The organism is Rhizobium sp. 57MFTsu3.2, from assembly GCF_012932765.1.
Taxonomy (GTDB): domain Bacteria; phylum Pseudomonadota; class Alphaproteobacteria; order Rhizobiales; family Rhizobiaceae; genus Rhizobium; species Rhizobium altiplani.
This window is the reverse complement of sequence record NZ_JDWI01000004.1, coordinates 47,116-59,500: the sequence shown is the minus strand read 5'-3', so window position 1 is coordinate 59,500 and position 12,385 is coordinate 47,116. Positions and strand designations below refer to the sequence as shown.

The following is a 12,385-nucleotide window of genomic DNA, read 5'->3' as shown; positions in this document are numbered from 1 at the left end:
TCCGCCATGTCCAAGAAGTTTCGTGTCGGCATCATCGGAGCGGGGATCGCCTCGCGCCACCTGACAGGCTTTGCCTGGAACAAGGATCTGTTTGAGGTTGCGGTCCTTTGTTCGCTGGACGAGGAACGCGGCCAAGCGCTTTGCGAGGAGTTTGGCATTCCCGAATATACCCAGGATGCCGAGACGATGATCGCTCGTGCGGATCTTGACATCATCGATATCTGCACCCCGCCAAGTTCGCATTTCGAGCTCTGCCGCAAGGCAATCGAGGCGGGAAAACATGTCATCTGCGAGAAGCCGCTTTTCGGCTCTATCGCCGAAGTGGACGAGATGGCTAGGATCGTAGCGCGAGCCGAAGGTCCGCAACTGATGCCGATATTTCAGTACCGGTATGGCTCGGGACTTCAGAAGCTGAAAATGCTGATCGATCTAGGCCTGACCGGGACGCCGTTCCTCACCACGATCGAAACACATTGGTGGCGCGGCCCCGACTATTATGCCGTCCCGTGGCGCGGAAAATGGGTGACCGAGCTGGGTGGCGGTCTGCTTGGTCACGCGATCCATGCGCATGACATGCTGAACTATGTTCACGGCGCCTGCGCCGAAATCTTTTCCTACGGGGCGACACTCGTAAACCCGATCCAGGTCGAGGATACGGCAGCCCTTTCGGTAAAGATGAAGAACGGCTCGCTGGCGACGCTGTCGATGACACTGGGCTCACGGAAAGAAATCTCGCGTCTGCGGTTCTGCTTTTCGGATCTCGTCGCGGAAAGTATTCTCGAGCCCTACACGATGGGCCGGGACCCCTGGAGCTTCGTTGCCGGGACCGGGGAGCATCAGCAGCTCGTCGATGAGGCGCTGGCCGGTTATGTGGTCAAGGAAGACGGCTATACCAGACAGTTCGAACTGTTCCACCATGCGCTGACATCGGGAGGCGAGCCGCCGGTGACGTTGGAGGATGCTCGCAACTCACTGGAGCTCGTCACGGCGGCCTATCATTCGCAGCGCACCGGCAAGCCGACGCCGCTGCCGATCCTTTCCGATCATCCGCTCTACCATTCCTGGTTGCCGGAAGAAGAGCGGCGTCTGGCGGCCGGGGCCTGATCCATGATCAAGAGCTTCGAGCATGTCGGCATGGTCACCGGCGACATGGACAGGTCACTGGCCTTTTACCGCGACCTCCTGGGTCTGCGCCTTCATTTACGAAAGACGATGGGGAACGGCACTGAAGTGGCATTCCTGGATAGTGGCAATGGCATGCTTGAGATTTTTGCGCCGCCCGGCGGCGCGGGGCCTGCCTCTGATCTTGCAGCCGCAACATCGGGCGTGCTGCACATTACCTTCCTTGTCGATAACGTCGATGAAAGCTTCGCGAAGCTGGAGGCTGCCGGAGTGGCAATCAAGGAGCGACCGCGTCCCGCCGTCAATTCGGAGGTGCTGGACCGGGTGGCATTCCTTCGCGACCCCGATGGTATCATCGTCGAGCTCGCCGAACGCCGTGATGAACGGAAGCTCGACTGATCGCAAACGAGAAGGCCCCCGAAGCGTATTTTTTTGCACTGCGGTAACGACTCCGTAATGCTCGTTTGTCAGCCTGAAGGCAACAATACGTTCCTTCACGGCTGGGCTTGTTATGTCACGCAGCAAAGACGACTGGATCAATCAGCGCGCTTACGCACTTTGGGAAGCCGAAGGACGGCCGGAGGGGCGCGGTGGCGAACATTGGCAGCAGGCGGCACGCGAGTATCAGCAGCTCGAACTGACCCGCGCCTCGGTCGACGGCAGTGACCTCATCGAGCGGCTGCGGACCATGCGCCGCTTGATGCACCCGAACGACGTTGAAATCGGCGTCGGTGTCCGCGGAGAGGAGCAAAAGGCATCTGCCTGAGTAACACCCATTTTATGGCAGAACCTGGAAGAATGCGTGCGCTGCCGGGCTTCTCGCTGTGTATGTCGCTTCAAGAAAGGCGCGCCCTACCTCGGCCGGCGAGTCGTGGTGGTATTCGGCCGGTAGGCCCCTAGCAGTGCGTTCCAAGTCAGAATACGAGGCCAATTTGCTTCGTCAGTTGCCGTGATCCGCATATGACGCTTCACAGGTGTTCTGGCCTTGACTTGCCGTGACCGCAAATGGCACGGTAGCGACACCTGAATTTGATCAGCGGGTTACATTTTCATCGAGCACCCATTGCGGATCATATCACTCTCCAGCATTCCCCCTCGGTTCGCCAAGCTCGCTCCGACCCTGAACAGTCTCGTTGATCAGAACGGTCCGATCGACGAAATACGGCTCTACATTCCAAAGCGATATCGGCGGTTTCCGGAGTATGACGGGTCACTTCCTGCCGTTCCTGACGGGATTACGATTGTGCGCCCCGACGATGATATGGGACCGGCGTCCAAGGTGCTTTTTGCTGCCCGTGAATTCCTCGGGCAGGACGCACAGATCCTCTTTTGCGACGACGATAAGGTCTTCGAGTCCGACTGGGCCTCGCGACTATTCCTGGCGCAGAAAGAGCGGCCGAACGAGTGTGTCGCGCTGATCGGTAAAGATGTTCCGAAAGCCTTTGCAACCTCGACCCCGTTTTTGCCTAGGGCGGTGCGCAAGCGAAAGCTAACGTTGGCGCTTCGAGCCCGCAGGCTTCACTACAAGGTCGCCACGAAGGTTTTCCGGGCTGAGGTGCGCCGGCCGATGCCGACCCTCATAGAAAGGGGCGGTTATGCCGATATTTTCCAAGGCCTCGGCGGGGTTGTCGTCCGCCCCGAGTTCTTCGACGATCTCGCCTACGACATTCCAAACGTTCTTTGGACGGTCGACGATTACTGGCTTTCCGGCATGCTCGCGGTCAAGGGGATCGCGATTTACCTTCCTGCCGGGCTCGCCGAGCCATTTTCGACCGGCGCCCATGAGGTTTCTTCGCTCTACAGGGCAACGATTGAGGGTGCAAATCGCGCCGAAGCCAACCGTCGATGCATTGAGTATATGCAGGAGCGTTTCGGTATCTGGCGGTGATGCCTGTTGAGAGAGCCACCCAAGCGCCTTCTGCCATTCAGGAGCCAGCGTCTCGATCTCGATCGGCTTGTCATCTTCTGAATGCCAGAAATGCCACTCTCGCCGACGATCATTGCCGTCCAAGCTTAAGTCGAGAAAGTTGGTCCGGGGATCGGTCATGGTTCTCTCCTTTTCCGGATAACAGCAGACGGGCGCGGGATCTTCTGCTCGCACATGGGCGAGTGAGCGGTTAAGGTCGCGCATGGAAAAGCTCCTGATCGCGATTTCTCTCGTATGCATTGCCATCGGCATAGGGGAGCTGATTTTCTCTGTGCCTCTTTTCTTCGAATGGGGTCCTGGAGAGAACTGAGCGGATCGCTGCGTTAAAGTTCGCCAGCAGTGCTGACTAGAGTTGATTTTCCGGAATGCCAATCTATGATTGTGAAGCCGGCAAGTGAGGGCAGACTTATGCGATACGCATTACTAAAAGGGTCTGACATATGCATGGTTTCCGACTCTCTCGCAAAAGCAGAGAGGGAGCGCGCATTTTTCTTGTCCCGCTACGGTCAAACCGTCGAAATTGTTGCGATCGAGGACGGCGATGAGGCCAGCGCTCGGCTGCAGCGACAATTGGCTATCAGGAACCCACGTGATGAAACATAGTCTGGGCAAGGCGTAGGAGCGACGCTCGGCGCCCGGGCGCCCTTGGCAGGGTTCGAACCCGCGACTTCTCAAGCGCCACAAGCCTCCGTCATTTCCGCACGAGGACGTTGCCCGACCGCAGCCAGAATGGCGGCAAATAGAGCGGCGTCGAAGAGAACGGCAGAATATTGTCGGAGAGTGTCACGCCGAGCTGATCTTCCATGAAAGTGCGTCGTGCGGCAATGCGGGCATGCATGTCAGGATAGCGCTGGCGTATCTCTTCGCGCAGCCCAACGTCCGCGAAGGCCACCATGTCTTCGCAATTGAGAGCCCAACCGGCAGGCATCGGCACCGGTATCACGTCGACCTGGAACGGCATGCCGGATCGCAAGCGCTCGGTCGAGCCGGGGCGTACGGGTGAATGAAGCCACTCCTCGTGACTTCCAAGGTGACCGGGATTCAGCGCTGAGTTGAGACCCGCGGATTTGAGCTTTTCGGTGACCGCGGAGAACAGATCACCGCCGGTCACGCCGATATCTGCGGTCTCATACCATGTGATCAAGGCTTCGAAATAGGCCTTCGAGGGCTTCAGGAATGCCTCGTCATGGTCGGTGAGCAGGCCGGCGCGCGAAGACAACGCCCCCCAGTAACCGAGTGCGGTCGTTACGCCGTCTCCCTTCTTCAGGCAGCGGGTCGTCGGGCTTCGCAGACCAATGATGCTCTCACCGGCACTGACGGAAGCAAACATGGTGTGGACGTTTACAGGGTCCCCCTCGTAGCCGAGGCGGCCAAGAGCCTCGAATTCCGTATCTCCCTCCCTTGCGCCGGAAACGACCCTGAAGAGCGCGTCCGAGCACCGCATGGCGGCCCATTCGAAGGCCGCGAGCTGATCGACATCGATGATCGCGCGATGGCCGGTTTCCGGGTGCATGAGCACAGGCGTCGCATCGACCAGTCGCGCCGAATGACCGATCGCCCGGCGCAGCGCATTCACGATGAAATGGGGAACGAAGAAACTCTGCCCATATTCTTCGTCCTCCTCGGCCGCGAGATATTTCCAGCCGACCAGTCCAATGGAATCTCCGTTTTTGATCCCTGCCTCGCGCAGTCGATCGCCGAGCCGCGGGTTTTGACTGCGGTCCTGTCCCAGGAGGCTGAAGGTTTGCGCGCGCAATACGTCGACACCTGGAAGACCGGCAATTGCCGTATAGCTCTCGGATTCGTTTCCGGTGATGATGATGCGGCGCCCACCAGGACCGAGGAGTAGCAGCGCCTCCTCGAAACGGGGCTCGAAGCCGGAAAGATGCATGATGTTTCCGAAATGCTCGCGATCAGCATAGACGACCAGCCAATCGGTGCCAGCGGCCTCAAGGGCTGCGTCCGCGCGCGCGGCGTAGGTCGTCGACGGGATTTTCGGCTGCGCTCCAAGTGGTCCGAAATTTGGCAATGCAACAGGTGCTAGACTAATCGACATCAAGTTCCTCCAAGCGAAAATCAAAGCCAGTCAAAGATAAAAGGCGCAAAAACGTGTACAGCTGCGGCCCGACCGCCAAGCAACAAAAGATTAGCATAGCCGAAGCACGCAACGTTGCGATATCACCCCTTCAAAGGTGGAAAGCTCTCGATCATGAATCACGACAATAGCCGCGACGCTCCTCCCACGATTGCCGATGTCGCGCGCTTGGCGGGTGTCTCGCGCGCCGTCGCGAGCCGGGCGCTGTCGAACGAACCGCGGCCGGTATCGTCCGAGAAGCGCGAGCGCGTAATTGCCGCCGCCGCAAACCTTGGCTACAAGCCGAACCTCCTGGCGCAGAGCCTGACCACCAAAACCGTCAACCTGGTCGCCGTCGTCGTCAACCACATCCACGATCTGTCGGATCTCGACCTGTTCGACCGGCTGATTGATCAGGTCCAGTCGATTGGCAAGCAGGTCATATTGATCCGGATCGGCTCGGTTGCGCGCGTGGACGAGTTCCTGCGCAACGGCGTCGCCTACCATGTTGACGCAGCCCTGGTCTTCTCCGACTTTGCTGACGCCCCGACTGTCCGTCGCTTGTTCCGTTCCGACAGCGTTATCATGCTGAACGGTCTGCACGACGAGTTCTCCCCCGCAATCATCCCGGACGAAGATGCTGGCATCGCGGAAGCTGTGGCCGACGCTGCGACGAAGATGGTGCGTACAGCCGGGCTCGTCACCGGCCGCGCCTCCTCTCCCGTGGAGCAGGCACGCATTCGCTCTTACCACGAGGCGTTTTCGCGCTACGGCATCAATCTTACCCGGACGGTCCAGGGCGACTATTCCTATGAGAGCGGGCATGCCGCGGCCAACGCATTGGCCGGCGCCGATTGTCCTGATGCGGTCTTCTGTACATCCGATGCCATGGCGATGGGCATCCTTGACGTCTGTCGGACCGATTTTCCTGCTGGTCGGCCGTCGCGGTTCCGGCTCTACGGTTTCGACAATCTGTCGCTGACCGATTTCGATGCCTATCCGATCTCGTCCATTGGCTACGACAAGCTGCTCTATGTTCGCCATATCGTTGAATCCGTTGCCAACCCTGGCAATTTCACGCCGGGTCAACCGCCGATCACGGTGCCCACACGTTTTGTGCCCCGCCTCACCGCTTAAACGAAAACGGGCTGCCAGGAGGCAGCCCGAAGTTCAAGTTACCACAGAGGGGTCAGGGCAGGGGGATTGGATTCAGGACCCCACCACTTCTTGTAGTTCGCCGCATAAGAACCCGACTGGATGTAGTCGGAAACGAACATGTCGAGCCAGCGCACGAATTCCGGGTCACCCTTGGCAACGGCAATACCGATCGGATCGTTGGAATAGAGGCCAGGCAGCGTCACGAGCGACGGATTCTTGGTAGCCAGATAATCGAGCAGCGATGAATCTTCGATGGCCGCATCGACGCGCTTCTGCTGCAGCTGGAGAACGCCATCCGGAGCAAACTGATCGACGTAGACGAGTTGGGCATCGGGAACGGCGGTCTTCAGGAAGCTCTCGCCCGTCGTGCCGCGTCCGACGACAACCTTCTTGCCGGCCAGGTCCTTCAACTCCTTGATAGCTGCATCCTTCTGAACGATGATGCGCAAGCCAGCACGATTGTAGGGAATAGTGAAGTTCACCGTCTTGGCGCGCTCGAGCGTTGCCGAGGTGTTGGCAACGGCGACGTCGATCTGGCCCGAAACGAGCATCGAGATCCGCGCGTCACCCGAGACGTCGACGAATTCGACGGGTACGCCGAGCTTCTGGGCGAGCAGCGTCGCAACGTCGACATCGTAACCAACAGGATTGTTCTGCGCGTCACGGAAGCCGATCGGCTCGCCGCCGAGCGATACGCCGATCCGAACGGTGCCGCGCGAACGGATGTCATCGATCATTCCCGCAAAGGACGGAAATGCCGACCCGGCCGCGATGGCGAGGGCGGCAAGGGTAGTCAGAATACGCTTCATGGTTTCATTCCCTCTTTTGATTATGCCAGTTTCGCTGCCCGCAGTTCCGGTTCGGGCATCGATTCCTCCCAGAGCCAGTAGCGAATTTCGCCCTCGCATCTGAAATTCACGACCTCATGGTTTCCCTCGGCGTCGACTGCATGGATCACGACGCCGGCGAGAAATCCGGTGGAGAGTTCATCGAGCTCATCGACGGCAAGCTTCACCGCGTCGGAGAGCGAATAGCCAAGCTTCATTGCAAGAACAACGGTGCGCGCTGTCGAGCAGCGCATCGTCATCTCACCCGTGTGGGTGCAGGCAGCAGCGCCATAGCGGCTGTCGGCATAAAAGCCGGCGCCGGGGATCGGACTATCGCCAAGGCGGCCTGGATATTTCCACGCCCAGCCGGAGGTGGACGTTGCGGCGTGAATGCCGCGCGCTGAATCAGCCGACAGGAAGACGGTCGTATCGCGCACACGCTCCGGATCAGTGATGGCGCGGCTCAACGGCGCGAGCGGAATATTGGGAAACTTCGCCAGATCCTCCGGTGACAGTTCCCTTTCCAATCGCTCCCACCAGACCCGCCTGCTGTCCTCGAACAACACGTCGTCCTCTGCGAAACCGATTTCAGTTGCAAAGCGCCGAGCGCCGTCGCCGGTCAGCATGACGTGCGGAAGGCGTTTCATCACCTCATAGGCAAGACGCGCCACCGGCAGCGTATTCGGCACGGCACCGACTGTCCCGACATCACGTGTGTTGCCGTCCATCACCGCAGCGTCCAGCTCCATGTTGCCGAGCATGTTGGGCCAGCCGCCATAGCCGACGCTGCGGACCTTGACTTCGCTCTCCACCTTGCTGATCCCGGCGACCATTGCATCAAGGCTGATTGCACCGTCGCGCAGCATCTCCACGGAGGTCGGGAAACCCGGCCACGCTTCTTTATTGGCCAAAAGCAGCATCTTGAACCTCTAATCTTTGCGCATCTTGGAAAGGAACTGGGCGACGCGCGGCTGTGCCATGCCGCCGTCGGCGGCGAAAAACTCTTTGGTCGGCAGGTCGACCAGCAGCCGGCCCTTGTCGAGGAACACGATACGGTCCGAAATCTGCCTGGCGAACTCGACCTCGTGCGTCACGAACAGCATCGTCGTGCCTTCCTGGGCGAGCTTTGCAAGGATCGCCAGCACTTCTGCCGTCATCTCCGGATCAAGCGCGCTGGTCACTTCGTCGAGCAGCAGATAGCGCGGCTGCATGGCAAGCGCCCGGCATATTCCGACACGCTGGCGCTGACCGCCCGAAAGCTGCGCCGGATAGGCATCAGCCCGGCTCCCGAGACCAACCGACTCGAGCAGTGCGCGCGCCGTCGCCTCCGCCTCAGCGCGCGGTTTCTTCAACACCTCGATCGGCGCCAGCGTGATGTTGCCGAGCACCGTCATATGCGGATAGAGGTTGAAGAGCTGGAAGACCGTACCTGACCGCTTGCGGGCCTCCGCCAGTTCCCGGGGTTTGCCGACATCGAACTCATCGACCGTGATCTGGCCGCCGTTCAGCTTCTCCAGGCCATTGATGCACCGGATCAGCGTCGACTTTCCCGAGCCGGAGGAGCCGAGGATCGAGACGACCTCGCCCGGCTCGATCGTCAGATCGATACCATCGAGCACGGTGGTCTGGCCGAAGGCCTTTTTTACGTTTTCAACTTTGATCATGTCAGAGCCCCCTCCAGGCGCTGTGGGCGCGAAGGCGATTTTCGAAGCGCGTCCCAAGCAAGGCAACCAGCTTGGCGGCGGCGTAATAGAGCAAGCCAACGGCCGTCCATACAACAAACGGCTTCAGCGTTCGCATGTTGAGGATGTTGCCGATCTTGGTAAGGTCGACCACGCCGATCACCGAGATCAGCGATGTGACCTGCAACTGGTTGACGAGAAGTGCAATCAGTGGCCCGACCGCGAAGGCGGCAGCCTGCGGGGCGAGCACATGTCGAAGGACCTGCCACCGTGTAAGCCCGAAGACTCGCGCCGCCTCGATCTGATCACGGCCGATGGACTCGATTGCCGAAACCGCGATGACATAGATGAAGGCGGCTGTATTGGCCGACAGCGTGATCGTCGCCGCGGTAACCGGCGTGACACGGATATGGAATAGCCCTGGCAGACCAAAGAACACCAGAAACAGCTGCACCAGCACCGGCGAATTCTTCAGGAGTTCAGAAACGAAGGTGATCACTTCGCTGAGGACGGGCACACGGTAGTAGCGCACAATTGCCCAGGCAATGCCGATCACCAGGCCGATCAGCGAGGTCGCGAGAAAGAGCGCGATATTGACCCCGAGCCCTTGTGCGAGAAGAACCAGATCAAAGGCTGTAAAATCGGCAAAGCGCATTACGCAACCGCCTCCATCATGTCACGGTTGAGACGGCGATGGAGGATCGCAATCGCGAGCGATACGAGATAGGTCAAAGCCGCATAGACGACGAGAAGCACAACATAGACTTCGAACGGCCGGTAGGTCTGCGACACCACGATCTGCGCCGAGCCGGTCAGTTCGTTGAGCGTGATCGTCGACAGGATCGAAGAGGTGAGGATCATGTTGATCAGAACCGAGCCGAGCGGGCGCACGGATGTCCTGAGTGCGATCGGCAGGACAATGCGGGTGAAGATCACCCTGCGTGACAAGCCGCTCACCTCCGCTGCTTCGATGATGCCCTGATCGATCGCCAGGATACCGGCGCGGATTATATCGGACGCGTATGCGCCGCCTGCGATCGACAGCGCAATCACGCCTGTTGTGAACGCATCGATGTAAAGACCGATCTCGGGCAGGCCGTAGTAGAAGAAAAACAGCTGCACGATGAACGGCACGTTGCGGAAGATATCGACGTAGACGAAGGCAATTCGCCGCAGCGCCGCTGACGAGGATGTGCGGGCGATTGCCACGAACGCACCCATGATGACGCTGCCGACGAGCGCGAGAACACACGCTTCTGCTGTCAGCAGCGCGCCTTGTGCGAGAAAGCCAAGATGGGGCAAGAGAATCGACAGGTCGAGCCGCACGATCTTTCCATGAGCACGAGTGAAACCGGTTTCATCGTGTCTCGATGACCGAACATTGTCAAGAACGCCCTGGAGATTTCCTGCTATATCCAGCGCGATCGGAGAGATTCGTCTCGTCCGGCGGATTTGCACCGTGCCTGAAGCAGTTGGGGCGGCACCGCCTTTCCGACTTTTCAAGCGTCATTCAGATTTACCCACCGAACGAGCACCGCCATGAGCCATATTCCGCAGATCGACTACACCACAGCCTCTGAAGAGATCCGGGCCGCGCATGACGAGGAGATGAGGGTACGGGGGCGCATGACGAACATGAAGCGTACCTTGCTGCATTCGCCCGCCGCCCACCGCATCTATGCCGAATGGTTCACGCTGCGCGCAGAGCTTTCTGCAATCGCGGATCGACCGATCTGGATCTTCTCGCATTCCATTTCAAAAGCTGCGAACTCAAGGATCGCCATCACTTTCTTTCGCCGGGCACTGATCAATGCAGGTTTCGACCCGGAGGCCTTGGTACTTTCTGAGGAAGAGTCGCTGCTCGATGCCTTCGGCACGGCGATCGTTGCCAATTCCGACGCGGTTCCCGCCGAGATCTGGACGCAGCTGAAAGGGCGCTACGATGCCAAGACGCTGGTCGATCTCGTGGCCTTTGCCGGCATCATGCTCGCAACAGCGGTCTTCAACAATGTCGTGGAGGTTGACTTCGATCCAGAGCTCGAGCCCTTCGCCGAAACCGGCCGAACGGGGTCCTGACGAGTGCCGCATCCTGTCGAGGTCAGGCGAGCCTAAGCGTATTCGCCGGTTGCCGTCACCTTTGTGGCCAACTCACGGGCTACAAGGACGGCATGTTCTGTAATCTGTGGCAGTCCCATCAACTCCCCAAATGTCCCACGGGCCAGGGGGCCGGAAATAAGCAAGGTCGGATCAGGACGGCCATCGGCACTGATCGCCTCCGATCGTTCGGTACATGCAATGCCGAGGCCGGTCGGATCAAGCTGCAAGCGCGATTGATCGCTCAGGCGAGCGAGCCACGCCTGGCTTTCCAAAATGCTTCCATGCGCGGGACCGGTTGTGACGACGACGGCATCAAAGGTCTTCTGTAGCGGTGCGCCGTGCCGCAGTCTCAGTTCCACATGGATTGCCTCGCCGTCACGTTGCACCCGAGCGACGGAGGCCGCCAACACCTCCATCCTTCCTTCGGCAATCGCTCGCTCCAGCACCTCTTCCACCTGCGGAGCGATGCGGAACCGGTGAGCGTCCCAATAAGGCCTGATATGGCGTACGATCCTGCAGCGTTCGGCAATCGGCAGGCTCTGCCAGATCGCGTGGCCGTGACCGCGAACCTGGTCGATCACGGCGTGCCACGTCAATCCCGCGGCTGTGGCTTCTGCAATGGTCCGCCGGATCCCCCGCAGCAGCGCCGTCGCGCTATGAGGCGGGGCGGTCATAAACGCACCGAACGGCTCCTGTGGATACGGAGCATGCCCTCGCGATCTCAATCCGCGGCGCGAAATCGATATGATCTTCCCGCGGTGGCCGGTACGCGTCAGCGAAGCGACGATGTCGGCTGCGGTCAGGCCGTTGCCGACCACCAGCACCCGGTCTGCCGGACGGACAACGTCGAGCGCGCCGGCAACGGTGGAGTTGGCGACAAAGCGGGGGTGTCCTTCGAGAACGCTGAGAGCACGAGGGGCTGACGGCGCGGGATGGCTGGTGGCGATCACCAGGAAATCGGCAACCGTTCGTCCGCCCTCGTCATCGAAGATCTCCCAGCGCCTGCCGTCCCGGCGTACCTCGACAACGGCCGCACGGCGATGATGCACGGTCCCGCTTTGCACCAGGGGAGCGAGCGCCGAAGCAATATAGGCGCCGAAGACATGGCGTCGGGGGAAGAGGTTGCCATCCGGCCGGGACGCGTCCGGGTCGTCCGCGACAGCATCGTTGCGGGCCATCCATTCGAGGAAGTCCTCCGGCCGATCCGGCAACAGGCTCATGCGGGCGGCGGGAACATTGATCCGATGTGTCGGATCGGTGGTGTCGTAGGCGAGCCCTCTGCCAAGCTCTTCTCGTGGCTCGAAAACCACGATTGTTGGTGGCGGGCTGCATGTGGAGGATGCCAGATGGTACGCAACGCCCGCACCAGAAACGCCTCCGCCGATAATCGCCACGACGGGGCGACACGTCTTGCCACGGGTGTCCTGTCGAGATGTCACGCTGCCCTGCTTCACTTGATCGCGACCCAGATCGTCTTGTAAGGCGCGTTTTGTCCCTC

Annotated in this window: 13 protein-coding genes; 6 read left to right on the top strand and 7 right to left on the bottom strand. The window is 59.9% G+C overall.

The window, feature by feature from the left end; genetic code table 11:
* Positions 1-6 precede the first annotated feature (6 nt).
* The 4 genes from AF71_RS06125 to AF71_RS06110 all read left to right on the top strand — a co-directional run bounded on the left by AF71_RS06125 (position 7) and on the right by AF71_RS06110 (position 3,010).
* Entirely contained in the window at positions 7-1,104 is a 1,098-nt protein-coding gene (locus AF71_RS06125) for a Gfo/Idh/MocA family oxidoreductase (protein ID WP_169680362.1), read from the top strand.
* 3 nt (positions 1,105-1,107) lie between these two features.
* Positions 1,108-1,521: a VOC family protein gene (locus AF71_RS06120; RefSeq protein WP_169680360.1), complete on the top strand. Its 414-nt coding sequence runs from the start codon at positions 1,108-1,110 to the stop codon at positions 1,519-1,521.
* A gap of 112 nt (positions 1,522-1,633) precedes the next feature.
* Entirely contained in the window at positions 1,634-1,888 is a 255-nt protein-coding gene (locus AF71_RS06115) for a DUF2934 domain-containing protein (RefSeq protein ID WP_025660824.1), read from the top strand.
* Between the two features lie 297 nt (positions 1,889-2,185).
* On the top strand, positions 2,186-3,010 hold the full coding sequence (locus AF71_RS06110) for a glycosyltransferase family 2 protein (protein ID WP_169680358.1): 825 nt from the start codon (positions 2,186-2,188) through the stop codon (positions 3,008-3,010).
* 730 nt (positions 3,011-3,740) lie between these two features.
* Here the strand turns inward: AF71_RS06110 and AF71_RS06105 are convergent.
* The gene (locus AF71_RS06105) at positions 3,741-5,105 is read right to left on the bottom strand and encodes a M24 family metallopeptidase (protein ID WP_169680356.1); all 1,365 of its coding nucleotides are present in this window, start codon (positions 5,103-5,105) and stop codon (positions 3,741-3,743) included.
* 153 nt (positions 5,106-5,258) lie between these two features.
* Between AF71_RS06105 and AF71_RS06100 the strand changes: the two genes are divergently transcribed.
* On the top strand, positions 5,259-6,260 hold the full coding sequence (locus AF71_RS06100; protein ID WP_169680355.1) for a LacI family DNA-binding transcriptional regulator: 1,002 nt from the start codon (positions 5,259-5,261) through the stop codon (positions 6,258-6,260).
* 38 nt (positions 6,261-6,298) lie between these two features.
* Here the strand turns inward: AF71_RS06100 and AF71_RS06095 are convergent, their stop codons facing one another.
* The 5 genes from AF71_RS06095 to AF71_RS06075 are packed head-to-tail and all read right to left on the bottom strand — an operon-like array spanning position 6,299 to position 10,116.
* A complete protein-coding gene (locus AF71_RS06095; RefSeq protein ID WP_169680353.1) occupies positions 6,299-7,090 on the bottom strand; it encodes a transporter substrate-binding domain-containing protein in 792 nt (263 codons plus the stop codon).
* Between the two features lie 20 nt (positions 7,091-7,110).
* Complete coding sequence (locus AF71_RS06090; RefSeq protein ID WP_169680352.1) at positions 7,111-8,028, bottom strand: N(4)-(beta-N-acetylglucosaminyl)-L-asparaginase; 918 nt, start codon at positions 8,026-8,028, stop codon at positions 7,111-7,113.
* Between the two features lie 9 nt (positions 8,029-8,037).
* A complete protein-coding gene (locus AF71_RS06085; RefSeq protein WP_112644586.1) occupies positions 8,038-8,772 on the bottom strand; it encodes an amino acid ABC transporter ATP-binding protein in 735 nt (244 codons plus the stop codon).
* Between the two features lies 1 nt (position 8,773).
* Positions 8,774-9,445, bottom strand: coding sequence for an amino acid ABC transporter permease (locus AF71_RS06080; RefSeq protein WP_025660816.1), 672 nt, complete (start codon positions 9,443-9,445; stop codon positions 8,774-8,776).
* Positions 9,445-10,116: an amino acid ABC transporter permease gene (locus AF71_RS06075; RefSeq protein ID WP_018856166.1), complete on the bottom strand. Its 672-nt coding sequence runs from the start codon at positions 10,114-10,116 to the stop codon at positions 9,445-9,447. The genes AF71_RS06080 and AF71_RS06075 overlap by 1 nt, the downstream gene beginning before the upstream one ends.
* 213 nt (positions 10,117-10,329) lie before the next feature.
* Between AF71_RS06075 and AF71_RS06070 the strand changes: the two genes are divergently transcribed.
* A complete protein-coding gene (locus tag AF71_RS06070) occupies positions 10,330-10,866 on the top strand; it encodes a hypothetical protein (RefSeq protein ID WP_169680351.1) in 537 nt (178 codons plus the stop codon).
* Positions 10,867-10,898: 32 nt separating this feature from the next.
* Here AF71_RS06070 and AF71_RS06065 read toward each other — a convergent pair whose 3' ends face one another.
* Positions 10,899-12,326, bottom strand: coding sequence for an FAD/NAD(P)-binding protein (locus AF71_RS06065; RefSeq protein ID WP_169680350.1), 1,428 nt, complete (start codon positions 12,324-12,326; stop codon positions 10,899-10,901).
* Positions 12,327-12,385 lie beyond the last annotated feature (59 nt).